23 protein-coding genes are annotated in these 24,258 nt (G+C 72.5%); 12 read left to right on the top strand and 11 right to left on the bottom strand.

From position 1 onward, the window contains the following. Positions 1-74: 74 nt before the first annotated feature. Complete coding sequence (locus O7603_RS19230) at positions 75-2,387, bottom strand: esterase-like activity of phytase family protein (protein WP_281571192.1); 2,313 nt, start codon at positions 2,385-2,387, stop codon at positions 75-77. Between the two features lie 55 nt (positions 2,388-2,442). Continuing rightward, complete coding sequence (locus O7603_RS19225; protein ID WP_281571191.1) at positions 2,443-3,489, bottom strand: hypothetical protein; 1,047 nt, start codon at positions 3,487-3,489, stop codon at positions 2,443-2,445. Between the two features lie 169 nt (positions 3,490-3,658). Between O7603_RS19225 and O7603_RS19220 the strand changes: the two genes are divergently transcribed. The 4 genes from O7603_RS19220 (at position 3,659) to O7603_RS19205 (ending at position 7,402) form a co-directional block, all read left to right on the top strand. Then, a complete protein-coding gene (locus tag O7603_RS19220; RefSeq protein WP_281571190.1) occupies positions 3,659-4,414 on the top strand; it encodes a TIGR03089 family protein in 756 nt (251 codons plus the stop codon). 158 nt (positions 4,415-4,572) lie between these two features. Then, positions 4,573-5,499, top strand: coding sequence for an ABC transporter ATP-binding protein (locus tag O7603_RS19215; protein ID WP_281571189.1), 927 nt, complete (start codon positions 4,573-4,575; stop codon positions 5,497-5,499). Continuing rightward, positions 5,477-6,265 (top strand): ABC transporter permease subunit, encoded by a 789-nt coding sequence (locus O7603_RS19210; protein WP_281571188.1) that lies wholly within the window; start codon positions 5,477-5,479, stop codon positions 6,263-6,265. The genes O7603_RS19215 and O7603_RS19210 overlap by 23 nt, the downstream gene beginning before the upstream one ends. Positions 6,266-6,337: 72 nt before the next feature. After that, the gene (locus tag O7603_RS19205) at positions 6,338-7,402 is read left to right on the top strand and encodes a helix-turn-helix domain-containing protein (protein ID WP_281571187.1); all 1,065 of its coding nucleotides are present in this window, start codon (positions 6,338-6,340) and stop codon (positions 7,400-7,402) included. Here O7603_RS19205 and O7603_RS19200 read toward each other — a convergent pair. From O7603_RS19200 to O7603_RS19185, 4 genes are all read right to left on the bottom strand, one after another. Further along, positions 7,399-8,604, bottom strand: coding sequence for a cation:proton antiporter (locus O7603_RS19200; RefSeq protein WP_281571186.1), 1,206 nt, complete (start codon positions 8,602-8,604; stop codon positions 7,399-7,401). The two genes, O7603_RS19205 and O7603_RS19200, sit on opposite strands and share 4 nt — an antisense overlap. 325 nt (positions 8,605-8,929) lie before the next feature. Further along, positions 8,930-9,124, bottom strand: a complete 195-nt coding sequence (locus tag O7603_RS19195) for a hypothetical protein (RefSeq protein ID WP_281571185.1) — start codon at positions 9,122-9,124, stop codon at positions 8,930-8,932. Positions 9,125-9,307: 183 nt separating this feature from the next. Further along, positions 9,308-9,478, bottom strand: coding sequence for a hypothetical protein (locus tag O7603_RS19190; protein ID WP_281571184.1), 171 nt, complete (start codon positions 9,476-9,478; stop codon positions 9,308-9,310). Between the two features lie 151 nt (positions 9,479-9,629). After that, complete coding sequence (locus O7603_RS19185; RefSeq protein WP_281571183.1) at positions 9,630-11,309, bottom strand: DNA repair helicase XPB; 1,680 nt, start codon at positions 11,307-11,309, stop codon at positions 9,630-9,632. A gap of 180 nt (positions 11,310-11,489) precedes the next feature. Here O7603_RS19185 and O7603_RS19180 point away from each other — a divergent pair, with 180 nt between their 5' ends. Both O7603_RS19180 and O7603_RS19175 read left to right on the top strand, forming a co-directional pair. Beyond that, positions 11,490-12,374, top strand: a complete 885-nt coding sequence (locus tag O7603_RS19180; RefSeq protein WP_281571182.1) for a L,D-transpeptidase family protein — start codon at positions 11,490-11,492, stop codon at positions 12,372-12,374. Between the two features lie 135 nt (positions 12,375-12,509). Further along, positions 12,510-12,746: a hypothetical protein gene (locus tag O7603_RS19175; protein WP_281571181.1), complete on the top strand. Its 237-nt coding sequence runs from the start codon at positions 12,510-12,512 to the stop codon at positions 12,744-12,746. Positions 12,747-12,751: 5 nt separating this feature from the next. Here O7603_RS19175 and O7603_RS19170 read toward each other — a convergent pair whose 3' ends face one another. Next, on the bottom strand, positions 12,752-15,229 hold the full coding sequence (locus O7603_RS19170; RefSeq protein ID WP_281571180.1) for a helicase-associated domain-containing protein: 2,478 nt from the start codon (positions 15,227-15,229) through the stop codon (positions 12,752-12,754). Positions 15,230-15,316: 87 nt separating this feature from the next. Here O7603_RS19170 and O7603_RS19165 point away from each other — a divergent pair, with 87 nt between their 5' ends. Beyond that, positions 15,317-15,940 carry an HAD family hydrolase gene (locus O7603_RS19165; protein WP_281571179.1) on the top strand — a complete coding sequence of 208 codons (624 nt, stop codon included), beginning with the start codon at positions 15,317-15,319 and terminating at the stop codon, positions 15,938-15,940. Positions 15,941-15,967: 27 nt separating this feature from the next. Next, the gene (locus O7603_RS19160; RefSeq protein ID WP_130321396.1) at positions 15,968-16,354 is read left to right on the top strand and encodes a cold shock domain-containing protein; all 387 of its coding nucleotides are present in this window, start codon (positions 15,968-15,970) and stop codon (positions 16,352-16,354) included. On the opposite strand, the gene O7603_RS19155 is transcribed toward O7603_RS19160, so the two are convergent. Further along, complete coding sequence (locus O7603_RS19155) at positions 16,315-17,145, bottom strand: 1,4-dihydroxy-6-naphthoate synthase (RefSeq protein WP_281571178.1); 831 nt, start codon at positions 17,143-17,145, stop codon at positions 16,315-16,317. The genes O7603_RS19160 and O7603_RS19155 overlap by 40 nt on opposite strands. A gap of 1,308 nt (positions 17,146-18,453) precedes the next feature. On the opposite strand from O7603_RS19155, the gene O7603_RS19150 reads away from it, so the two are divergent. Next, the gene (locus O7603_RS19150; RefSeq protein ID WP_281571177.1) at positions 18,454-18,606 is read left to right on the top strand and encodes a hypothetical protein; all 153 of its coding nucleotides are present in this window, start codon (positions 18,454-18,456) and stop codon (positions 18,604-18,606) included. A 7-nt stretch (positions 18,607-18,613) separates the two neighbouring features. On the opposite strand, the gene O7603_RS19145 is transcribed toward O7603_RS19150, so the two are convergent. Both O7603_RS19145 and O7603_RS19140 read right to left on the bottom strand, forming a co-directional pair. Beyond that, positions 18,614-19,264: a futalosine hydrolase gene (locus O7603_RS19145; RefSeq protein ID WP_281571176.1), complete on the bottom strand. Its 651-nt coding sequence runs from the start codon at positions 19,262-19,264 to the stop codon at positions 18,614-18,616. After that, complete coding sequence (locus tag O7603_RS19140) at positions 19,261-20,922, bottom strand: MFS transporter (RefSeq protein ID WP_281571175.1); 1,662 nt, start codon at positions 20,920-20,922, stop codon at positions 19,261-19,263. Before O7603_RS19140 ends, O7603_RS19145 begins: the two co-directional genes overlap by 4 nt. An 87-nt stretch (positions 20,923-21,009) precedes the next feature. Between O7603_RS19140 and O7603_RS19135 the strand changes: the two genes are divergently transcribed. Further along, a complete protein-coding gene (locus O7603_RS19135) occupies positions 21,010-21,849 on the top strand; it encodes a DUF3027 domain-containing protein (protein WP_281571174.1) in 840 nt (279 codons plus the stop codon). Positions 21,850-21,871: 22 nt separating this feature from the next. Here the strand turns inward: O7603_RS19135 and O7603_RS19130 are convergent, their stop codons facing one another. Further along, on the bottom strand, positions 21,872-22,126 hold the full coding sequence (locus tag O7603_RS19130; protein WP_281571173.1) for a DUF2530 domain-containing protein: 255 nt from the start codon (positions 22,124-22,126) through the stop codon (positions 21,872-21,874). Positions 22,127-22,214: 88 nt separating this feature from the next. Between O7603_RS19130 and O7603_RS19125 the strand changes: the two genes are divergently transcribed. Then, positions 22,215-23,693, top strand: a complete 1,479-nt coding sequence (locus O7603_RS19125; protein ID WP_281571172.1) for an NCS2 family permease — start codon at positions 22,215-22,217, stop codon at positions 23,691-23,693. 113 nt (positions 23,694-23,806) lie between these two features. After that, positions 23,807-24,256 (top strand): MarR family transcriptional regulator, encoded by a 450-nt coding sequence (locus O7603_RS19120; protein WP_281571171.1) that lies wholly within the window; start codon positions 23,807-23,809, stop codon positions 24,254-24,256. The last annotated feature ends 2 nt before the right edge of the window (positions 24,257-24,258 follow it).

The following is a 24,258-nucleotide window of genomic DNA, read 5'->3' as shown; positions in this document are numbered from 1 at the left end:
CCGGCATCCACCTCACCGTGGATGCCGGGCCTCGCGGCGGCTCCGGCCGACCGCTGCCGGGGCCGCCCTACGGGTCAGCCGCGCCCGAAGACCTTCCGGCTGGACCCGAGCCGCAGGAACACCGACTCGCCGGTGGCGTCCTGGACCGCGTCGTTGTCGGTGACCGCGTACACCTGGCCGTTGCCGGCCACGGTCAGACCCTCGAGCTTCTCCTGGGTCCAGCCGTTGTTCTCCCGCAGCGCGGGCAGCACGTCGACCGCGAGCCGCTTCGGCAGGACGCGCAGCGGGCCGGGGCCCGCAGCGGCGTCCGGCAGCGGCACGGTGTAGACCCGCTTCAGCGTGGCCGCCGGGCCGTTCAGCTTGTCCCGCTCGATCACCGCGAGCCGGTCGCCGACCACGGTGATCTCGGAGAGGCCGATCCAGTCACCGGCCACAGTGGTGCTGCCCAGCTGGTAGCCGAACCAGCTCCAGGTGCCCGCCGCGACGTCGTACCGGCCCAGCCGGGCGATCCCGGCCGGGTCGGTGGCCACCTCGCGCTGCACGGCCACCCAGACGACCTCGCGGCCGTACCGGTCGGTCGTGGCGGTGACGCCCTCCAGGCCCTGCTTGGCGAGCCCGCCGGCGACGTCCGCCGGCAGCGGCACGACCTGCTTGGTCACCCCGTTGGCGTCGAGGCGGACCAGCTTGTTCTCCGGACCGGAGGCACCCTCGACGGCCAGCCAGAAACCTCCCTGCGGACGAGCGAAGATGCCCTCGGCGTCGTAGCCGACCGGCTGGCCGGCGGCGTCGCGCACCGGCAGGGCGCCGCTGATCACGGCCGGGGTCCGCTTGGCGTCGATGGTGAAGATCCGAGTCTGGCTGTACGCGGCGTCGGTGACGCTGTACAGCTGGTCCGGCTTGCCCGGAACGGCGCTCAGCGCACCGAGCGCGCCCCAGCCGATCGGGGTGCCCTGCTTGTCGGACGCGGACACGATGCTCGGCGAGGCCGGCGCGTCCTTGCCCAGCCGGTAGAGCGAGACCGAGGCCCGGACGTTGACCGAGGCGTCGTCCTCCTCGCTGGAGATGGCGAACAGCCCGCGGGACGGAATGGGCAGCAGCCCCTCCGGCCCGTTGGTGGAGGGCAGCACCTGCTTGAACACCGGCTTCGTGGGGTTGCTCAGGTCGTAGACGGCGACGAAGTTGCTGCGCTCCGAGCCGACGAAGCCGTACCGCACGCCGTCGTACTCGGCGACGGCGACGCCCTCCGGCTCGGTGCCCTTCTTGCCGGCGCGGTCCTCGTTGTGCAGGCCGTACGTCACGGCCAGGCGCTCGAACGTGTTGCCGGCGTCCCAGGCCAGCGTGCCGTAACGGCTGTCGAAGACCGACCAGCCGCGGCTGCCGCCCCGCCAGTCTCCCTCGTTGGCGGTCGCGAGGTACCGGTCGTCGACCCAGGCCACCGCATCCGGCTCGCGCGGCACGTCGCTGATCGAACCGGTGAGGTCGATGACCCCGTCCTTCTTGGTGTCGATCCCGCTGATCGAGGCGGTCCCGGCGCCGAACACCTTCGTGATCCGGCCGGTCGGCAGGTCGATCAGGGCGACGCCGTTGTTCTCCTGGAGGGTCACCGCGAGCTGGTTGCGGCTGTTGATGGAGACGTACTCCGGCTCCGGGTCGGTCGGCTCGGCGAGGCCGGCCGCGACCAGCGCGGGCAGCGCGGTGCCGTCGGCGGCGGTCAGCGGCACCGGCCGCAGCCGCCAGTTCGCCGGCGACTTGCCGCCCAGGTCGACGATCTGCACGAACCCGGCGGGGAGCTGGGGCAGGTCGCCCTCCTCGCCACCGGGCGGGGTCGCCTCCTCGTCGCGCTCGTTCTCGATGGCGATCGCGGCGTACCGCTGGTCCTTGCTGATCGCGATCGAGTCGGGCTGGCCGCCGAGGTCGTAGCTCGCGACCCGCTTGCGGGTGGCCAGCTCGATCACATCCAGCCGGCCGGACGGCTCGGTGTAGCTGCGGCTGGTGTTGACGACCACCAGCACGTACCGGCCGACCACGGCCACCGAGGTGGGCTCGTCCTCGGCTTCGCCGAGCTGGGCGAGGGAGAGGGTGCCGAGGCCACGGGGCTTGTCGGCGTTGGAGATGTCGAGGAAACCGATCCGGCGGGACAGCGCGTCGGTGTAGATCAACGTACGGCCGTCGGGGCTGACCGCCGAGATCTCGGCGACCGTCGCGGTCGCCGGCTCCTCATCGGCCGGTCGGTTCTGGAAGACCGGGTACGTGGCGACCCGGTCGAAGGCGAGCGGCTTGCCCGGGTGGTGGTGGTGTCCACCGGCGGTCGCCGAGGTGGCGCCGGTCAGGCTGGCAGCCGCGACACCGGCTGCGGTGAGCGCGGTGAAGGTTCTTCTGAATGTCAAGGACGTCCTCCGTCTGGTCGGGGCCCGGTCGGAGGCTGACACCTGCGGGGGATCATCAGCTTGCGCGGACGTGAACACCCGACGAAGGCCGCCGCAGTCGCCACACCGCGCCGCCGATCAGGGCGACGGTGATCACGCTGATCGCGACGTCGCCGACCAGGGACGCCGCCGGCGACGCGGCGGCGTAGGGCGGCACGAGGTACGCGAACGCGGCGGCGGTGACCAGGCTCGCCGTGCCGGCGGCGACCACATGCCACTGTCCCCACCCGGCGCGGGAGGACCAGAACGCGACCAACCCTCCGGCGGTGGCGGCGAACGCCAGCGCGATGCCCACCCCGGCCCAGCCGGGCGCGAGGTCGACGCCGAAGTGGGCGGCCACGACCACCAGGGCCACCCAGATCGGGCGCGGCGCGGTCGGGTCGTTCGGGCGCGGTCGCGAACGCCGCCAGCGGGGCAGTAGGGCCACCGCGACGAGGGCGAGGATCAGCGCGGCGGCGAAGCCCAGCTGAAGCGGGCTGGCCAGGAAACCCTTCCGACCGCCATCGTCGGAGAAGATGAGCAGACTGCCCGCCAGCCAGAGCAGCGTGACCACGACCAGGCCCGGCCGGCCGAGCCAGGGCCGCAGCCGGCGAGCCTTCCCGAGGTACGACTCGACGAGCACGATCGGCGCGCAGATGCTCAGCACGATGTGGTTGCCCACGTAGTCGAACGCCTGCCGGAGGCTGAACCCGAGCCCCGGGACCAGTGTCGCCGCGGCGGCTGCCTGGGTGTCGGCGTACTCCGTGTCGTCCAGAAAGTCGGGGTTGAACAGCGACTGGTCGACGATCCCGGCCTGGAACACCCCGAACGCGGCGGCGAGCAGCACGATCGCCGGCCAGCCCGCGCCGAGCCGCCGGGCGGTCTCCCGGATCAGGATCGCGGCCCCGCCGTACATCGGGCCGAGGATGAGCAGCACCAGTGGTACCTCGGCGAGGGTGAAGCCGCCCCAGGCGCACTCGGCGGCCCAGGGCGCGAGGAAGAGGAGCGCCAGCACCGGCGCGAGCCGCCGGGCCAGCGACGGCCGGTCCGCGGGCGCGGCGGCAGTGCGGGGAAGGGTGGTCATCGACGCTCCTCGGGGCGCTCGGTGTTACTCGGCACGGTGTCCGAGCCGCCCGGCCCGCCGATACGGCCATCGGCCGACGCTCCCCGCGACCAAAGTCGACCGCGATGCGGGGCGTCGTGTCCGGCGGACCGGTGGATAGGGTGGTGACCGGCCGGCAGGAGGGTGCCCGATGACCGCCAGCACAGACGTCACCGTCACGGTCGCCGCATCGCGCGACGCAGACTCTCCGCTGCTCACCTGGCTGGACGACGCGAGCGGCGAGCGGGTCGACCTGACCGCGACGCAGCTCGGCGGCTGGGCGGCGCGCAGCGCGGGCCTGCTGCGGGACGGCTGCGGGCTGGCTCCGGGCAGCCGGGTGGCGGTGCTGCTGCCGCCGCACTGGCGTACCGCCGCGGTGTTGCTGGGCGCCTGGGCGGTCGGCCTGGCGGTGTCGTTCCGGCCGCGCGCCACCGCCGGGTTGCCGGTCCTCGAACCGGGCGGCGACCTGCCATACGACGCGGTCTTCGTGACCCCGGACCGCCTCGACGACTGGCTGGAGGACGTGCCCGACGGGACGCACCGTTACCTCGTCGGCACCGGCCCCGACCCGCTGGCCGACGTGCCGGCGGGCTGGCTCGACTGGTCCCGCGAGGTGCTGCGGCACGCTGACGCGGCCCCGGACCACGCCGCCGTCCGCCCGACCGACCCGGCCAGCCCCGACGGCACCACGTACGGCCAGTGGGGCGCGATCGCCCGCGAGATGGCCCAGACGTGGGACCTGCGCGCCGGCGACCGGCTGCTGGTCGACGCGGCCGAGCACGAGCAGCCGTTGAAGTGGCTGCTCGCGCCGCTGTCCGCCGGAGCGTCCGTGGTGCTCTGCGCCAACCTCGACCCAGCGAAGCGGGACGCGCTGGTCGCCGCCGAGCAGGTCACCCGCGTCCTCTGAGCCGCCCGCGCCTCGGGGCGCCGGTGGAGGTGACCTTCTGCGTGATCGCAATCGGGCTCGCGAGCTGCGGGTTTGCCGGGTTCCGGCAACGCACACTCTCGAAGTCGACCGGACCCTGACCTGGATCCCGAGCAGGAGCGGTCGCGACTATGTGGGCTATGACCACCGAGATGGCCGTGTTGGCCGAGGACTTGACCAAGTTCTATGGCACCCGCTGCGGCGTTGAGGGCCTCAACCTCGAGGTACGCGCCGGGGAAGTGATGGGCTTCCTCGGACCGAACGGGGCCGGCAAGACCACCACGATCCGGTTGCTGCTGGACTTCCTGCGTCCGACGCGGGGCCACGCCACTGTGCTTGGGCTGGATCCGCGCAAGGACAAGGCCGCGCTGCATCGCCAGATCGGCTACCTGCCCGGCGAGTTGGCGATTCCCGGCCGGGAGAAAGCGGCCGATCTGCTGCGCTTTTTCTGCGCCGCGCGCGGCGGGGTGGCCTGGTCACAGGTGACCGACCTGGCCGAACGCCTCGACCTGGACCTGTCCCGCCCGGTGCGCACCATGTCGAAGGGCAACAAGCAGAAGGTCGGCCTGGTGCAGGCGTTCATGCACCAGCCGGCGCTGCTGATCCTCGACGAGCCCACCAGCGGCCTGGACCCGCTCATGCAGCACGAGTTCCTGGCCATCATTCGGGACGCCCGCGACGCTGGGCAGACCGTCTTCATGTCCTCCCACGTTCTCGCCGAGGTGCAGCAGACCGCCGACCGGGTGGCGATCGTTCGGGATGGCAGGTTGGCCGCCGTCGAGCGCGTCGAATCCCTCGGCAAGCGCGCCATTCGCACTGTCGAGATCCACTTCGCTGATCCGGTCGACGCCGCCGAGTTCGGCGTCCTACCCGGTGTGACGGACGTGGTGGTGTCCGGGCCGGTCCTTCGCTGCACCGTCGACGGCCGCCTCGACCCGCTGATCAAGGCCGCCGCCCGCCACGACGTGGTCGACTTGCTGTCGGCCGAACCCGATCTGGAAGAGACGTTCCTGTCGTTCTATTACCACTCCGAAGGAGCCGGCGATGCTGCCCGCGCTCGTGCGTAAGACCTGGCGCGACGACCGCCGCGCCGTCCTCGGCTGGTCCGTCGGCGTCGCCGCGTTCACCACTATCTACACCTCGTTCTACAGCCAGTTCCAAGGGGCTGCGGAGCTGAAGCAGGACACTCTGCCCAAGGGCATGCTCGATTTCCTCGGCATCGCCGACATGCTCTCGCCGGCCGGATACCTGCAGGCGACCGTGTTCAGCCTGATCGGCCCACTGCTGGTGATCATGTGTGCGGTGACGCTCACCGGCCGCACTATCGCCCGCCCCGAAGAGGACGGCGGCATGGAGCTGCTGCTGGCCAACCCGCTGTCACGCAACGCGTTCGCGGCCCAGCGGCTGGCCGCGACCGGCGCATCGGTGACCGTGGTCGCGGTGATCCCCTGGATCCTGCTGAGCATAATCGTCCCGGCGATCGGCATGGAGATCCCGATGTCCCATGTCGCGGCCGCCTCGGCCGGGCTGGTGGCGCTGGTGTGGTGCTTCACCGGCATCGCGTTCCTCGTCGGCGCTGCCACCGGCCGGCGCGGCCACGTGCTGGCCATCACCGGCGTGCTGGCCGTCGCCACCTACATGGCCAACGCCATCGGCGGCATGTTCGACAGTGCCGGCTGGCTGAGGTGGCTTTCGCCGTTCTACTACTTCATCGGCACGGATCCGCTGCACACCGGCTGGCACGCGGCCGGACTGCTCGCCCTGGTCGTCGTCGCCGCGGCGACGACGATCGCCGGAGTGCTGCTGTTCGACCGGCGCGACGTCGGTGTCTGATACGAACCCGGTGGCCGCCGTCCGCCTACGGCGGCCACCGGTACGTGTACCGGGAGGAGCCACGATCCGCCGATGACCGACCTCGACTGGCGCCGGCTGGTAACCGGCTGCACTGAGCTGCTGGAGACCGAAGCGGGAACGGCACGGCTACACGCTGCTGGCGACCTCGGCGCCCGCACCGCCGACGCGGGATTGCAACTCCGCGACCTCGTCACCGCGATGCTTGAGGCAGCGATAGCCCGGTGGGCGGCCATCGGCCGGCACACCACCGACACCGCCACTACCGTGCACGCCGAGGCCGCCACCCTGCTCGACAGCACGCACACCGTTGTGAGCGCGGCCATCGACGGATACACCCACCGCGCCCACGCGGAGCTGGCCCGCCACGACGGCGAACGATCCGCGTTTGTCAACGACCTGCTCACCGGCCGCGCCGACCCGGGCGGGCTCGCCCAACGCGCCGAACGGTATGGCATCCGCCTTTCGGCGACGCACACAGTCATCGTCGCCCGCGCCCAGAAGCTCACCCCTGAGGTCACCCGCCGTATCGATGCCGGCCTCGCCGCCCGGTTCGGGGAAGGCAACACCCTGACCACCCTGCGCGACGCCGATCTTGTCTGCATCAGCGCCGGCGGCCTGCGTGGCGTCCCCGCCGAGCTGGCCCACCTGCTGCTCGCCGAACTCGGCACCGAGCGGTGGCAGATCGGCGTCGGACGTGCCCACCCCGGGCTTCAAGGCGTGGCCGCCTCACTGGACGAGGCCCGCAACACCCTCAACCTCGCTGCCAAGCTCGGCTTCACCGCCCCCGTCCTCAACGCGGCGGACCTTCTCGTCTTCCCGGTCCTGCTGCGCGACCGCGACGCCATCGCCGACCTGGTCACGACCGTCCTCGGCCCGCTGACCGACGCCCGCGGTGGTCCGAAGCCCTACCTCCACACGCTCGCCGTGCTCTTCGACAACCAGGGCAACTACACCGCCACCGCCCGCCAACTGCACCTGTCCGTCCGCGCGGTCACCTACCGCATCGATCGCGTCCGCGATCTGACCGGCTACCACCCCAGCGAACCAACCCAGCGCTTCACGCTCCACACGGCCGTGCTCGGCGCTCGCCTGCTCGGATGGCCGTCGAGCGCCTAGGGCTCCGGCTCCATCCGTACGCCGCACCACCGGGCGACGAGCGGCATCAGGCCGCCCTGCACGACGACCGAGAAGAGCACCACCACGAAGATGATGTCGTAGATGAGTTCGGCGTCCGGGATGGCGGCGACGAAGACGAAGGTGCCGAGCAGGATCGGCACCGCGCCCTTGAGGCCGGACCAGAGCACGAAGATCTTCTCGCCCGGCCGCAGCGCCACCGGCATCAGCAGGGGGCCGACCAGCAGCGGACGGACCACCAGGGTGAGAAGCGCGGCGAGGATCAGGCCGATCCACCAGGCGCGGCTGCTGAACAGTTCGGACAGGTCGATGGTGAGCCCGAGTACGGCGAACGCCACGATCTCGCCAAGGCTGGCCACCGAGGCGTGCACCCGCCGAATCTCGCCCTTGTGCGGGATAGGCAGGTTGCCGAGGGTGATCCCCGCGACGAAGACGGCGAGGAAGCCGGACCCGTGCGCCACGGTGGCGACGCCGTAGATGGTGGCGGCGGCGGCGATGGTGCGTACGGCATAGAGCGCGTCGGTCGGTAGCGGAACCCGGACCACGAATCGCAGGGCGTAGCCCAGGACGAGCCCGACGGTCGCACCGATAGCCATCTGGAGCAGGAACTCGCGCAATCCCTCCCCGAACGCCTCCAAGCCGGTGGCACCCGTCTCGATCACCACGAGCAGGCTGGCCACCAGGGCGATGCCGACTGGATCGTTGGCGCCGGACTCTCCCTCGATGACGGTCCCGGATCGACCGCTGATCTCCTGCTTGCCGAGCACGGAGAAGACCGCGGCCGGGTCGGTCGGGGCCAGCGCGGCACCGATGAGCAGCGAGGCCAGCCAACTGAAGTCGAAGATGAGATGGGCGAGCAGCGCGACGGCGGCGGCGGTGAGGAAGGTGCCGAGGACGCCGACGACAGCGATCGGGCCGAGCGCGGATCGGAAGCGGCGCCATCCGATGTGCATGCCGCCTTCGAAGAGGATGAAGATCAACGCGACGGTGACGATGTCCTGCACATGCTGCACGTCGAGCCCGTACAGCTCGGGGAACAGGTCGGAGGCGACGGCGGCCGCGACCAGGAAGAGCGCTGGCGCCGGCACCCCGATGGCATCGCTGATTCGGCTGGACAGGATCGCGGTCGACAACGCCACCCCGACGAGCGCTACCAGCAGGCCGAAGGTCAGGGTGTGATCCACGGCCTCACCTTCGGTAGTTGCTGCACCAGCCCGGAAAGTCGAACGTGCGGCATGACGGCTTCCATCTGGTGCCAGCCGGCCCCGAGCCAGAGCGGCAGCGTCGCCAGTACAGCACGGACGTACAGCAACGAACCGGACTAACAAGAGAAACCCGCCCGTCGGTCCTGGACGGCGCCTGCGAACCGGCGCCGTCCAGGACCGACAGGAAATGGCGAGCTAGCCGATCTTCGCGAGGCGCATCCTGCCCTGACCGCCGCCCTCGGTCACTCCGAGGAGCCGTTCGGCAGTCGCGAGGATCGGACGCACTCTGCCCGGATGCGTACGGTCAGCGAGGCTGCCACCGCTCACGCAAGGCATCGGTCTTCGGGTCACGGCGGACCAGAGTGTTGTACCAACCGAGCAGGACGGCTCCGCCCCATGCGATGAGGAGGTTGGCCACGCCAGGGTGAACCATGGCGACAATGAGGAAGGTTCCGAGCCAGATCACAACCAGGCTCGCGTCGATCAGTTTGCCGTTCATTCTGGACCCCTCGTCGACGTGATCTCTTCGCCGACCAGGCTTCCCGGCACACCTGTGAGGCAGGCTATCCCAGTCACCTGCCTTGCGGAAGCCTCACCGGGGGGCAGTTGGCCGAATGCGCATTACTTGGTCGGCCGGGGACAACGCCACATCGCCGACCTGGTGTTGATCAAGGGACGGCGGTCAGTCGATCGTCGGGAGCTCCGGGCCGAGGACGTCGTCGGCGTCCATGATGGTGGCCGCGTACCCCTGCTCGGCCAGGAAGCGCTGGCGGCGCGCCCCAGCGCCCGCACCCGCGGGACAGGCGGACCGGATGAGCGACGCCTGGGTGGCCTTCCGAGCCGGCGGCGGCAAGTAGCCGAGCCTTGCGGAGGTTGGCGGGCCGCGTTCAGCGACGCGCCAACCCCTTCTCCTCGCAGCCGGACGCGTTGACGCCTGAGTCGTTTACGACATCACTCTAAAGCGAGCACGAAGGACACCCGGTCCCGGCGCGGCACCCGCCGGGTCACTCGATCGTCGGGAGCTTCGGGCCGAGGACGTCGTCGGCGTCCACGATGGTGTACGCGTACCCCTGCTCGGCGAGGAAGCGTTGGCGGTGTGCGGCGTACTCGGTGTCGATCGTGTCCCGCGAGACCACCGTGTAGAAGTGCGCCTGCCGGCCGTCCGCCTTGGGGCGGAGCACCCGGCCGAGGCGCTGCGCCTCCTCCTGGCGGGAGCCGAAGGTGCCGGACACCTGGATCGCCACCGCCGCCTCGGGCAGGTCGATGGAGAAGTTGCCGACCTTCGAGATCACCAACGTCCGCAGCGAACCAGCGCGGAACGCGTCGAACAGCCGCTCCCGCTCCTTGTTCGTCGTCGACCCTTGCACGATCGGCGCGTCCAGGTACTCGCCGAGCTGGTGCAGCTGGTCGATGTACGCGCCGATCACCAGCGTCTGCTCGTCCGGGTGGCGGTCGACCAGCGCCTTCACCACCGGCAGCTTCGTCCGGGCGGTCGCCGCCATCCGGTAGCGCTCCTCGGTCTCCGCCGTCGCGTACGCCATCCGCTCCGCGTCGGTCAGGGTCACCCGCACCTCGGTGCACTCCGCCGGGGCGATCCAGCCCTGCGACTCGATGTCCTTCCACGGCGCGTCGTACCGCTTCGGGCCGATCAGCGAGAAGACGTCGCCCTCGCGGCCGTCCTCGCGTACCAGAGTCGCCGTGAGGCCGAGCCGGCGGCGGGCCTGGAGGTCCGCGGTGAACCGGAAGATCGGCGCGGGCAGCAGGTGCACCTCGTCGTAGATGACCAAACCCCAGTCGCGGGCGCCGAACAGGTCCAGGTGGGTGAACGCGCCGCCGCGCCGCGAGGTGAGCACCTGGTACGTGGCGATGGTGACCGGGCGGATCTCCTTGCGCTCGCCCGAGTACTCGCCGATCTCCTCCTCGGTCAGCGACGTACGCGCGATCAGCTCCCGCTTCCACTGCCGCCCCGCCACCGTGTTGGTGACCAGGATCAGCGTGGTCGCCTTCGCCTCGGCCATCGCCGCCGCGCCGACCAGGGTCTTACCGGCGCCGCAGGGGAGCACCACCACGCCGGAGCCGCCGGCCCAGAACGCCTCGGCGGCCTCCCGCTGGTACGACCGCAGCGTCCACGGCTTGCGGCCCTCCTTGCCGGCCTCGGCCAGGTCGATCGGGTGCGCCTCACCGTCCACGTAGCCGGCCAAGTCCTCCGCCGGCCAGCCCAGCTTGAGCAGCGCCTGCTTGAGCCGGCCCCGCTCGGACGGGTGCACCGCGATCGTGTCGTCGTCGATCTTCGCGCCCAGCATGCCGGCGAGCTTCTTGCTCTTGGCGACCTCGACCAGCACCACCCGGTCCAGGGCCCGCAGGACCAAGCCGTGCACCGGGTCGTTGGCGAGCTGGAGCCGGCCGTACCGGTCCATCGTCTCGGCCACGTCGACCAGCAGCGCGTGCGGCACCGGGTAGCGGCTGTACTTGATCAGCGCGTCCACCACGCCCTCGGCGTCGTGGCCGGCGGCGCGGGCGTTCCACAGCCCGAGCGGGGTGAGCCGGTAGGTGTGCACGTGCTCCGGGGAGCGCTCCAACTCGGCGAAGGGTGCGATGGCCATCCGGCAGGCCTGCGCGTCGGGGTGGTCGATCTCCAGCAGCAGGGTCTTGTCCGACTGCACGATCAGTGGTCCACCGCTCACGCCAGCGTCCTCTCCTCGGGGGTTGCCGCCAGTCGGTTACCCGGAACAGCAGGTGACCGGCCGCAGGCCGACCATCCAGTGTTGCACGCGGCCAGATGTCCGAAGAAAAATGCGCACACGATGCAACCGGTCTGGCACTTATGAACGTCTACGAAGGGGACGGCAGTGCAGGGAGGGCCCATGAAGCGCGTTCACATCACTTCCCGGCTGGTCGCCCTGGTGGTGGTCACGCTGGTCGGCGCCGGCGCGTGCGCGCTCGACCCGTCGAGCGGCGGGAGTGGTGGCGGGGGAGCCGCCCCGGCCGGAGCGGCGGAACAGGCATCGGGGGCGAGCGCAACGCCCGGCCCCGACCAGCGTGACCAGCCCGCGTCGACGACGCCGAAGCCGGCACCGAGTCGGACGACGACCGCGCCGAAGCCCAAGCCGACGCCGAGCCGCACCGCACCGAAGCCGGCGACCAGCACCACCCCGGCCGGCTGCCCGCAGGGCGAGCGCCAGCGCGAGGTGGAGACCTACCTGGCCCAGCTGGGCGGGTTCGGCGCGGTGACCGTGGACGGCAAGCAGTCCGCCGCCGACTGCGCCGCCATCAAGAAGTTCCAGAAGCGCTACGACGTCCGCCCGGCCCAGGGCCGCGCCGGCCCCACGACGTACGACGTGGCCAAGCGGCTCGCCACCACCGACACCAGCCGGTGCAAGGCCGGGTCCGGCACCACCTTCTGCATCGACCTGACCCGACAGACCACCTGGGTGATGCGCGACGGCAAGGTGCTCGTGAAGCCCACGGTGACCCGCACCGGGATGGCCGGCTACCGGACGCCCGCCGGCACCTACAAGATCAACTATCGCAACATCAAGGAGTGGTCCAACCCGTACGAGGTCTGGCTGCCCTACTGGCAGCACTTCACCCAGGGCATGGGCTTCCACGAGACCACCACCTACCTGCACAACATGTCGATCGGCTCGCACGGGTGCGTCAACCTGCTGCACGCCGACGCCGTCCGCTACTGGGAGTTGGGCAAGGTCGGCAGCCGGGTGGTCCTGATCGGGCGGCGTCCCGGCACCTGACGGCGGACGCCGTCCCGGCACCGTCGGCGTGTGCCGGGGCAGCGTCGCCACCGCATCCGGGTTTTATCCCCTGTCACTTCCGCCACGGCGGTGCCACGCTGGAGATCTGGCGTGTACCGGACGGGGGAGGCGGAGATGACAGTCGACCGCGAGGTGGTCCCCGAACACGAACAGACCCCGGCGGGCGAGGTCTCGACCGCGACCGTGATCGCGTACGCGGTCGCCGGGGTGATCCTCCTCGGCTGGTTCCTCTTCGGCTGGCTGGTGCTCCGGCAGGGCTTCGTCGACTCGGTCGGCGAGTCGGCCGGCGCCGGCTTCGCGCTGCTGCTGATCATCTCCGTCGTCGGCACCGTACGCCGCAGCCGCCGCTGAGGCGGTCAGGTGGCGAGCACCGCGGCGGTGATCCGGTGCAGCGCGAACGTGTGCAGCATCTCCGTCCGCTCGTCCTCGGCGCGCAGGTAGCCGGCGCCGATCGAGACCGGCTTGACCAGCCGGGACGCGGTTGCCCCGTGCGCGTCGACGTAGCCGACCCAGACCAGCGCCTTGTCCCGGACCGCCTGCTGGAGAACCGCGAGAGCGTCGGAATGCCCCTGCACCGGCGTCGGACCGGTCGCGCCCCGGGCACCGGCGCGGACCACCGCGGGAGCCCGCCGGGCCGCCCGCGCCGCCGCGTCGCCCCGCCGGATCTGCTCCACCACACCGAGCAGGCGCGGCATCGGCAGCTTCGGCGCGGCCAGCGGGTCGAGCGTCCGCGTGGCCACCGACACCCGGGCCGGCGCCCGGCGGATCCGCGGGCGCGACAGCACCACGGCGCCGCTCGCGTCCTCCGGCACCGGGGCGTACCCGGCGTCGCGCAACGCGCCGAGCAGCCGTCCCATCTGGTGCGGGCTGACCAGCACGGTCGGCGCCAACCGGCGCAGCGACAGCGACTCCAGCCGCCGGTCGGCGTACACCTCGGTCAGCAGCGCCTCGTCGTCGCTGCGCAGGTACGCCCCGGCGGAGCCGGCCCGCAGCCCGCCGTGCTTGCGCGCCACGTCGTCCACCAGGTACGTGAGCGACTGCGGCACCGGAGTGCGGGACCGCCGGCGGAAGAGCCCGTGCAGGTCGTCCGCCGAGTAGCCGGCGTCCAACGCCCGGCGCACGCTCGCCGTGGTGACCCGGTGCACGCTGGCCCCGCCCGCCGACTCCGGCTCGGCCACCGCCTCCAGCTCGACGGCGAGCGTCGGCTCCGGCGGGCCCGGCACCACCACGGTCAGGTCGGCCTGTACGAGGAAGTGGTCGACCGGCGCGGGCAGCAGCGCGTCCAGCGCCCGCACCGCCGTCGACGGCTCCTCGCTGTCCGCGTCCGTGTGCAGCCCCAGCGGGTCGTCCACCCGGTCGTCCGCGTCAGTGACGTCGGCGAGCAGCAGCCGCCCGTACGAGGTGAGCGCCCCCAGCCCGGTCACGCCCAGCTGGGCGGCCTCGGCGAGCACCTCCCGGTGCGCCGTCTCCCGCCCCCGGCTGCGCCGGGGCGCCCGCCAGTCGAGCAGTTCCAGCACCTCGTCCGGGGTGGGCGCGGTCGCCGGCTCCAGGTCGGCGAGCACCCCGAGGACCGCCCGTCGGGCGGCCGGCGCGCCGGCCCGCTCCGCCTCGGCGGACAGGACGGTGATCGGCCGGTCCCGGTCGTCGCGCTGCCCGACCAGCCCGACCTGCCGGGTCATGGTCAGCCACGCCCGGGCCAGCTGCTCCCAGCGCTGAGCCAGCGAGCCGGCCCGCCACACCTCGTAGCCGGCCGTCGGCAGCACCTGCTGGTCGGCGCCGTACCGCCCGGTGGTGCCGGGCAGGTCCAGCTCGCCGGTCAGCCCGGCCGCGTACGCCACCTCCAGCAGCAGCGCCGCCGTCGACTCGTCCAGCGCGCCGCCGCGGGCCAGGCGGCGCAGCTCGCGTACGCCGATCCCGCCGGAGCGGAGCACCGGGGCGGGCTCGGCGGCGAGCTGCTCGAGCAGCGTCTCGGTGTGGCGTACCACCTCGATGGTCTGCCCGGCCCCGGCCGAGTCGACCGCCTTCGCCTCGCGGGGCGCGGCGGCGACCGGCGGCGGGCTGGTCCGCAACGGGCCGAGCGGCCCGCTGTCCCGACGCAGCAGCAGCCCGACCTCCCGGGGCAGCTCCACCGTGCCGGCCGAGCCGGACTTCCCGGTCAAGACCGGCACGAGCAGCCGGTTGTCCACCAGCCAGCGCACCGGCGACCCGGTCGGCGCGCCACCGTTCGTCAGGTCCGGCGGCAGCGCGTCCTCCGCACCGAGCGGCGGCGCCTGCAGCGCGCCCGGCGGCACGCTGCCCACCGGCGGCCCGGCCGCGAGCCGGTCGAGGATCGCGCGGGCCGACGGCGGCGCCGCCAGCAGGGTTCGGCGCAGCTTCGCCGGGTCCGCGCACAGCGCGGCCGTCCGCGGGTCCAGCTCCGCCGCCGGCCGGCCCAGCCCCGCCGGGTACGGCGACACCTCGTCCACGCTCGGCACCACGGTGAGCGTGTGCTCCGGGCCGTACAGCAGGAACAGCGCGCGCAGCTTGTTGACGGCCCCCCGGACGGTGGTCGGCGCGGGTGGTCGGGGGCCGGCCGTCGCCATGGCCAGCACGGCGTCGGTCGAGGTGGTGCCGTCGGCCGGGTCGCGGGTGAGCCGGGCGGCGTCGAGGATCTGGAGGGTGAACTGGTCCAGCCCGTCCAGGGCCCGGGCCACCGAGACCCGGGAGGCGGCCCGGATGGCGAGCGCGGAGACGTCGGCCGGCACGGGTACGACGAGGTCCGGCCGCAGCTGGAGGAGGGCGGCCAGCGACTCGTCGGGCAGCGACCGCAGATGGTCGGCGAGTGAGGTGGTCATCGTCGTTCCACGCTAGCCCGGCAAGGGGTGGTCCCGCCCCTCGGACGTCCGGCTGGTCGGCTGGCCCGGCCGGGTACGTTTCTCCGCATGTCCCCACTGACGGTCGGGTTCGACCTCGACATGACCCTGGTCGATTCCCGGCCCGGCATCGCCGCCGCCTACCGGGCGCTCACCGCCCGCACCGGCGTGCCGGTGGACGCCGACGCGGCGGTCTCCCGGCTCGGGCCGCCGCTGCGTACCGAGATCGCCCGGTGGTTCCCGCCCGAGCAGGTCGAGTCGGCGGTGCACCTCTACCGCGAGCTCTACCCGGCGTACGCGATCACCCCGACCGTGCCGCTTCCTGGCGCCCGGGAGGCGATCGAGGCGATCCGGGCGCGGGGTGGCCGGGTGCTGGTGGTCACCTCCAAGCTCGGCCGGCTGGCCCGGCTGCACCTCGATCACCTGGGGCTGGTGGTGGACGAGGTGGCCGGGGACCTCTTCGCGGAGGAGAAGGCGGTGGCGCTGCGCCAGCACGACGCGACCCACTACGTCGGCGACCACGTGGCCGACATGGTCGCCGCCGCGGCGGCGGAGGTGCCCGGCATCGCGGTGGCCACCGGCCCTTGCTCGGCCGACGAGCTGCGGGCGGCCGGGGCCGAGGTGGTGCTGGACGATCTCACCGAATTCCCGGCGGCGCTCGACGGCATGATCCAGCTAGCCTTGGAGCAGTAGACGTCTCAACGAAGCAGGGGTTCTCAGGTGCCTACGGGTCGAGTGAAGTGGTACGACGCGACCAAGGGATACGGGTTCGTCACCAGTGACGAGGGTGGCGACGTGTTCCTGCCGAAGGCCGCGCTACCGGCGGGTGTCACCGACCTCAAGGGTGGTCAGCGGGTCGACTTCAGCGTGGTGGACAGCCGCCGGGGCGCCCAGGCCATGGGGGTCAAGCTGCTGGAGGCGCCGCCGTCGGTGGCGGAGCTGCGCCGCCGGCCGGCGGAAGAGCTGCACGGCCTGGTCGAGGACATGATCAAGGTGCTGGAGGCGAAGGTCCAGCCGGACCTGCGCCGAGGTCGCTTCCCGGACCGGAAGACCGCGCAGAAGATCGCTCAGCTGGTCCACGCCGTGGCGCGCGAGCTGGAGGTTTGAGGCACGAGCCCGGCGTCGGCGGCCCGGTTGAGCAGCGCCTCCACGGCGGCGAATCCCGCCTCCCCCAGGTCCGCGGTGAACTCGTTCACGTAGAGGCCGATGTGCCGGTCGACGACGTCGAGCTCCATCTCCTGGGCGTGCGCGAGCACGTAGTCACGGCTGGCCGCGGGGTCGGCCCAGGCCTGCCGGACGGATTCCCGGATCCACCCGGCCGCGGCCTCCGGGTCGACCGCGCCGCGCCGGGCCAGGATCGCGCCGAGGGGGATGGGCAGGCCGGTGTCGGCCTCCCACCACTCGCCGAGGTCGACCAGGGCGGTCAGTCCGTGCCGGTGGTAGGTGAAGCGGGCCTCGTGGATGACCAGGCCCGCGTCGTACCGGCCGGCCGCGACGCCGGGCATGATCTCATGGAACGGCACCACCTCGATCCGCGCCGGCGGGCGGTCCGCCGCCCAGAGCCGGAACAGGAGGTACGCGGTGGTCCGGTCGCCGGGGACCGCCACCGTCGCCCCGGACAGGTCGGTGCGGTCCCCGCGGGTGAGCACCAGCGGGCCGCAGCCGCGACCGAGCGCCCCGCCGCAGGGCAGCAGGTGATACTGGTCGAGCAGCCAGGGCAGCGCCGCGAAGCTCACCTTCACCAGGTCGAACGCGCCCCGCTCGGCCGCCGTGTTGGTCACGTCCACGTCGGCGTAGGTCACCTCGACCGGCGGCGCGCCGGCCACTCGACCGTGCACCAGGGCGTCGAAGACGAACGTGTCGTTGGGGCAGGGCGAAATCGCCAGAGAGAGCGCCACACCCCCACCGTAGCCCCGCCCTCAGGAGCCCGATCGGGGGCCGCCCGTGCTGTGACGACGGACAGCCCTCCCACTTGACCGGCTCGGGCATGTCGATCGCCCTGCCGTCGAGCCGGCTCGGGCATTCCGGCTGCCGTCCGTCGGGCCGGCTCGGGCGTTCCGGCTGCCGTCCGTCGGGCCGGCTCGGGCATCCCGAATGGCCTCCGTCGGGCCGGCTCGGGTATGTCGTTCGTGTCCTTTAGAGCTGATGTCGTAAACGACTCACGAGCCCGCGCTTCTCGGCTCGCACCGATCTGCGCGGTCGCGCTTGCCGGCCGTGGGCGTTCCAGGTCGTGCTTCCCGGGTCGTGAGCGATCCGCGCTTCCCGGCGTGATGACGCCAGTGACTCAGCTCTAAGGGCTTGCGACACCCCTTGTGGCCGACGAGGGGAGGCGTGCGGGCGTCGGGTTTTGCACAGCAGAGCCCGGTTGTCCACAGGGTTGTCCACAGGAACGCGGTGGTTTGTTGATGGCGTTCGTCCTAGGCGCGAGCATCGGTGTGTGGACGAGGGGGCGGAGGCAATCGATGTGGGCAGTGTGCTGCGGTCTCTGCGGCGCCGAGCGGATCTGGGCCAACGTGAGTTGGCCGAGCGGGCCGGCGTGCCGCAGGCCAGTGTGGCGCGGATCGAGTCAGGGAGGGCGCGAGACCCGAGACTGCACACCGTCGAGCGGCTGGTGCGGGCCGCGGGCGGCGTCCTGGTCATCGGTCTGCGGGCCGGCGAGGGCGCGGCGTCGGGCGAGGGCGTGGTGTCGGGACAGGGCGCGGCTTCTGTTGCGGGGGCGGCGGTCGGCGAGGGTGTGCTGGCCGGTGGCCAACCGGTGTCGCCGGTGTCGCAGGTGCCGCACGACGACCTGCGGGACGAGGCGGGTCGGTGGTACCCGGCGCATCTGGACGTGTGGGAGGTCCGGGAACCGCGGGACTGGCCGGGCGCCTGGTGGGCCGACTGGTACAGGCTGCCGCCGGAGCGGTATCCCTTGCCCCTCCCCCCGGCCACCTACGAGCTGAACCGGCGTTACCGGGACATCCGGCGGCGGTGCGCGGAAGTACGCCGGACGGTCCGCGTGCGCCGGGTAACCGCTCAGGATCTGCCCTCGAACTGCTGGCGGTTGGTCGCCGAGTTACCCGACGGCGAACTCGTCGGTGAGCTGCGGGCGCACGAGCGGAATCCGTACCTGGCGTACGAGGCGGAGAGCGAGACGGGCCGGGAGATGGTGCTCGACGGGATCCTCGTGAACCTTCGGTTACCGGCGGCTCGGCATCGGGCGTCGGTTGGTCGAGGCGCTCATCGACGGGATGCGGGCAAACGGGATCCGCAGCGCCTACGCGATCGCCGACGGCGGCGGGACCGACCTGCTGCTCGCGTGCGGGTTCCAGCTGCAGGCGAGCCGCCCGTGGGCACTGCGGCTGGGCCGGCTGGTCTGATCGCCGCTCAGCCCAGGGCCGGGGCGGCCTCGGTGAGGGCGGCGAGCGCCTCGCGCATGCGCCACGAGTTTCGGTCGCGGGGGCCGATGGGGTTGGAGATGGTGCGCAGCTCGGCGAAGGGCAGGCCGGCCTGGGCAGCGGCCACGGCCACGCCGTACCCCTCCATGGCCTCGGCCACGGCGTCCGGGTAGCGGCGGCTCAGCGCCTCGGTGCTGGCGGCGGTGCCGGTCACGGTGTTGACCGTCAGCACCGGCCCGACGATGGCGGCCGGCAGCGCGGCGCGGAGCGCGGCCAGCAGCTCCGGGTCGGCGGTGACCGTGCTGCCGGCGCCCAACAGAGCCGGTGGCATGCCGAGGGCGTCGATCGGGATGAAGCCCTCCGGCGACTCGGCGCCCAGGTCGGCGGCGATGCTCGCGGTGCCCAGCACGGTGCCGCCGACCGGGACCCGGTCGGTGAAGCCGCCGGCCACGCCTGCGCTGACCACCGCGCCGTACGGCCGGCCGGCCGCCTCGGCCAGCGTCAGCAGCCGGGCGGTGGCGGCGCCGGCGACGGCCGGGCCCACCCCCACCGGCGCGACGGTGATCGTGGGGTCGGAGAGGCCGGCCCGCACCGCGTCCGCCTCGGCCGGCACCGCGGTGACCACGAGCAGTGCCGTCACGACAGCGGCCCGCGCGGCTCCCGGCGGGACTCGTCGTCGCTGCCGCCGGGACCGCCGACGGCGGAGGACGGGCGGTAGATGTGGTAGCCGGGCGGGGCGAGATCGGGGTCGTGGCCGGCAGAGCCGTTGGTCGCCGGGGCGGGTGAGGTCGGGCGCGGGTCGTCGGCCTTCGTCGGGGCCGGTGAGGTCGGGGTCGGATCGTCGCTCGACGCCGACGCCGACGCCGACGCCGGCCCGGAATCGGCCAGCTCCTCGGCCAGTTCGTCGTCGCCGAGGGGTCGGCCCGCCAGGCGCTCGCCGCGCAACCGCCCCGCCACCAGCACGCCCCGGATGGCGGCGAGCACGCCGACCCCGGCGGCGACGGCGATGCCGGTGCGGCCGGGGAACGGGACCAGGCCGAGCCCGCCGCCGGCGACGAAGGCGAGCATCAGCACCGTCTCGGAGTGGGCGAAGGAGCTGGCTCGCAGCCGCTCCGGGATCCGTTCCTGGATCGAGGCGTCCACCGCCAGCTTGGCGACGCCGCTGAGCAGGGCGGTGACCAGGCAGAACAGGGCCACCATGGGCAGCGAGAACTTGACCACGGCGAGTACCGCGACCCCGGCCACGATGATCATGCTGCTGGACTGGATCGCGGTCGGCCGGTGGATGCGCAGACGGGTGCCCACCGCGGTGGCCAGGAAGCTGCCCACCGCCAGCGCAGCCCCGACCAGGCCAAGCGCGGCCTCGTCGCTCAACTCCCGACCGAACACGACGGTGGTCAGGTCGCCCTTCTTGATCGCGAAGGCGAGGAAGAGCAGCAGGAAGCCGTAGACCGCGCGGAGGGTCGCCGCCCCGATCAGCGAGGCGATCACCAGTCGACCCGACGGCCGGCCCCGGCCCAACGGGCGCTCGCCGGAACGCCGGCCGAACGCCCGCAGCGGACGGGGTACCCGTTCCGGCGGCTCGGAGTCCGCCTTCGGCGGCAACCGCAGCGAGATCACCATGCCGACCAGGAAGATCACCGAGGCGACCCGGAGCGGCCACTGCGGCCCGAGCCAGAACGCGGCTAGGCCGATCGGGGCGACCAGCGCCCCGGCGACCGTGCCGTAGACGCTGGCCCGGGCCCCGACCTGGGAGAGGCCCAGCCCTTCCGGCAGCAGCCTCGGCACCGCGGCCGAGCGCGCCACCCCGTACGCCCGGGAGAGCGCCAGCACCCCGAACGCCGCCGGATAGAGCCCGAACCCGTGGATGTAGTCGGAGATCAGCCAGGCCAGGAAGGCCCGGCCGAGCATGGTGGCGGCGAGCGCGTAGCGGCGGCCGTGCCGGAAGTGGTCGAGCAGCGGCCCGACCACCGGGGCGAGCATGGCGAACGGAATCATCGTCACCAGCAGGTAGAGCGCGACCTTGCTGCGCGCCTCGCCGAGCGGCACGTTGAAGAAGATCGTCCCGGCCAGGCCGATGGCGATCAGCGTGTCGCCGGCGCAGGAGACCGCGTGCAGGTCGAAGAGGCGGACCATGCCGACCTCGCCGCCGGCGCCGCGGGCCCGGGCCCGCCCGGCCCGCCGGGTCACCCAGCGCCCGCCGCCGACCGAGCCGCGCAACAGCAGCCGGAGGGCGCGGATGCCGGTGCCGACGGTCCGCCCGAGAGTGGATCGCCCGGAGCGGGAGAACAACGGCATGTGCACCATCCTCGCCCATCTGATCGGGGTACGCCGCACCAGTTGCCCAGAACGTGGTCGGGGAGTCCCTGTCAGGCGGGCGCACGCATGGGGAACAATGGTCGGGTGACCAGGCCCGCCTCCGCCCGTGCCGCCCGCCTCGACCAGATCTGCGCCGCCGCCGTCGACGTGGCGCGCGCCGGCATCACCGAGGTGGATCCCGACGACGTCGGCGAGCACCTGCAGGCCGTCGCCGAGGGCGAGCGGCTCGTCACGCACTACTTCGAGTGCCGGCTCGCCGGCTACCGCGGCTGGCGCTGGGCGGTCACCGTCACCCGGGTGCCCCGCAGCCGCAACGTCACGATCTGCGAGACGGTCCTGCTGCCGGGCACCGACGCGCTGCTCGCCCCGGGCTGGCTGCCCTGGCAGGAGCGGCTCAAGCCGGGCGACCTCGGCCCGGGCGACCTGCTGCCCACCCCGCCGGACGACGAGCGGCTGGCCCCCGGCTACGTGCTCTCCGACGACCCGGCGGTCGAGGAGACGGCGTGGGAGCTCGGCCTCGGCCGGCCCCGGGTGCTCTCCCGGGAGGGGCGCTCCGAGGCGGCCCAGCGGTGGTACGACGGCGACCACGGCCCCGCCGCCCCCATCTCGGCCGCCGCCCCCGCCGCAGCCCGCTGCGGCACCTGTGGCTTCTACCTGCCGCTGGCCGGTTCGCTGCGGCAGGCCTTCGGCGCCTGCGGCAACTTCTACGCCCCGGACGACGGCCGGGTGGTGAGCGTCGACCACGGCTGCGGCGCGCACTCGGAGACACTCATCGAGGCGGCCGAGACCTCGGTCGACGAGATGCCGACGGTCTACGACGACAGCGCGGTGGAGGCCGTCTCGGTCAGCCGGGCCCCGGGGTCGGTCGAGGCGGCCGAGCCGGCGGAGCCGTACGGCCACTCCTGACCGGGCGGGGCCGGCGCGCGGGTCAGCGGCCGGCGGCGGCCCGGCGGCGGCGACGGTTCGCGTCGTGCCGCATCATCACCGCGAGCCCGGGGAGACCCCAGAGGAACCCGGCGAGGCAGATCCAGAGCCAGTTCTGGTGATCGTGATCGGTCAACCAGCCGCGGAAGAAGACCAGCAGCACCAGCCCGACGATCGCCCAGCCGGCCATGCCGGCGAGTGCGAACGGCACCATCGGCGGGTCGAGCGGCTCGGGTCGCGGCGGCTGCTCCTTCGGCACCCGGCAAGCGTACGCGATCAACTTTCCCTGCCGGCCACTGATCTGGGACGATGCGCGCGACACCCCGAAGATCACCTGCGAGGACCTGATGGCAGTAGAGCCGCCGGAGAACGGCACACCACCTGACCCCGCTCGCCCCCGCAACGGATTCGACCGCTTCTTCGAGATCTCCGCCCGTGGCTCGACGATGGGCCGCGAGGTACGCGGTGGCCTGGCGACCTTCTTCACTATGGCGTACATCGTGGTGCTGAACCCCCTCATCCTCGGCAGTGCCGTCGACGGTGACGGCAAGACGCTTCCGATCCCGGCGATCGCCGCGGCGACCGCGCTGGTCGCCGGCGTGATGACGATCCTGATGGGAGTGGTCGGCCGGTTCCCGCTGGCGCTGGCCGCCGGGCTCGGCGTGAACGCGCTGGTCGCGTACGAGATCGCGCCCGAGATGACCTGGGCGGACGCCATGGGTCTGGTGGTGATCGAAGGTGTGATCATCGCCGTGCTTGTGCTGACCGGCCTGCGCACGGCGGTGTTCCGCTCGGTGCCGACCCAGCTGAAGACGGCGATCGGCGTCGGCATCGGCCTGTTCCTGACCATCATCGGTCTGGTCGACGCGGGCTTCGTCCGGCGCGTCCCCGACGCGGCCAACACCACCGTGCCGGTCGGGCTGGGCATCGGGGGCAAGCTGGTCAGCTGGCCGCTGCTGGTGTTCGTGGTGGGGCTGCTGCTGACCCTGGTGCTGGTGGTCCGCCGGGTCCGGGGCGCGATCCTGATCGGCATCCTCGGCTCGACCGTGCTGGCCATCATCGTCGAGGCGGTGGCGAACATCGGCCCGTCGGTGGTCAACGGTCAGCCCAACCCCAAGGGCTGGGCGCTGAACGTGCCGGAGCTGCCGAAGACCGTGGTGGACGTGCCCGACCTGTCGCTGCTGGGCAACTTCAACGTCCTCGACTCGTGGGGCCGGGCCGGCTGGCTGGTCGTGCTGATGTTCGTGTTCACCCTGCTGATCACGGACTTCTTCGACACCATGGGCACGATGGTCGCGGTTGGCCAGGAGGGCGGGATGCTCGACGAGCGGGGCACTCCGCCGAAGGCCAAGGAGATCCTGCTGGTCGACTCGATCGCCGCGGCGGCCGGTGGTGCGGCGAGCACCTCCAGCAACACGTCGTACATCGAGAGCGCCGCCGGTGTGGCGGAGGGCGCCCGGACCGGCGCGGCCAACCTGGTCACCGGCGCGCTGTTTCTGCTGGCCATGTTCCTGGCGCCGCTGGTCGTGGTGGTGCCGTTCGAGGCGGCGTCCACCGCGCTGGTGGTGGTCGGCTTCCTGATGATGACCGCGGTGCGGACCATCGACTGGACCGACTACGAGATCGCCATTCCGGCGTTCCTCACCATCGTGCTGATGCCGTTCACCTACTCGATCTCGAACGGGATCGGCGCCGGCCTGATCACGTACGTGGTGGTCAAGCTGGCCCGCGGCAAGGCCCGCGAGGTGCACCCGCTGCTGTACGGGGTGGCCGCGCTGTTCGTCCTCTACTTCCTGCGCGGGCCGATCGAGTCCGTGGTGCTCTGAGGCGGTCTCCGGGCCGGGTCCACACTGGATGCCCGGCCCGGAGCGGCCACACTTCCCGTGAGCATGGTCATATCGCATGTCGTTAGCCAGGCTCATTAGTTAAGCTAACTATCGTGACGGAGCGGACGGTGACGGCGAAACGCGTGCCACCGGCGCAGCTGGCTCCCCAGCTGCGTGATGCGATCACCCGGCTCAACCGGCGTGTCCGGCAGGCCCGGCCGATGGGCGACCTGACGGTCACCCAGCTCTCCGCGCTCACCAGCCTCAAGCTGGCGGGCGCGCTGACGCCTCGGGAACTCGCCGACGTCGAACGGGTGCAACCGCCGACGATGACCAAGATCGTCGCGAAGCTGGAGGAGCGTGGCCTCGTGCAGCGCACCCCCCATCCGACCGACGGTCGACAGGTCATCCTCGCGCCGACCGAGGGGGGACGGGCGGTGCTCGATCAGTTCGAGCGCGCCCGCAACGAATGGCTGGCCTCGCGGCTGGCCGAGCTCACCGAGGCCGACCGGGAGACCCTGCGGAGGGCCGCCGAGATCCTCCAGCAGCTCGCCCGCGCCTGACT

The organism is Micromonospora sp. WMMD812 (genome assembly GCF_027497215.1).
Taxonomy (GTDB): Bacteria; Actinomycetota; Actinomycetes; order Mycobacteriales; family Micromonosporaceae; genus Micromonospora.
Note: the sequence above shows the minus strand (reverse complement) of the source record. Positions and strands in the feature narration are given on the sequence as shown.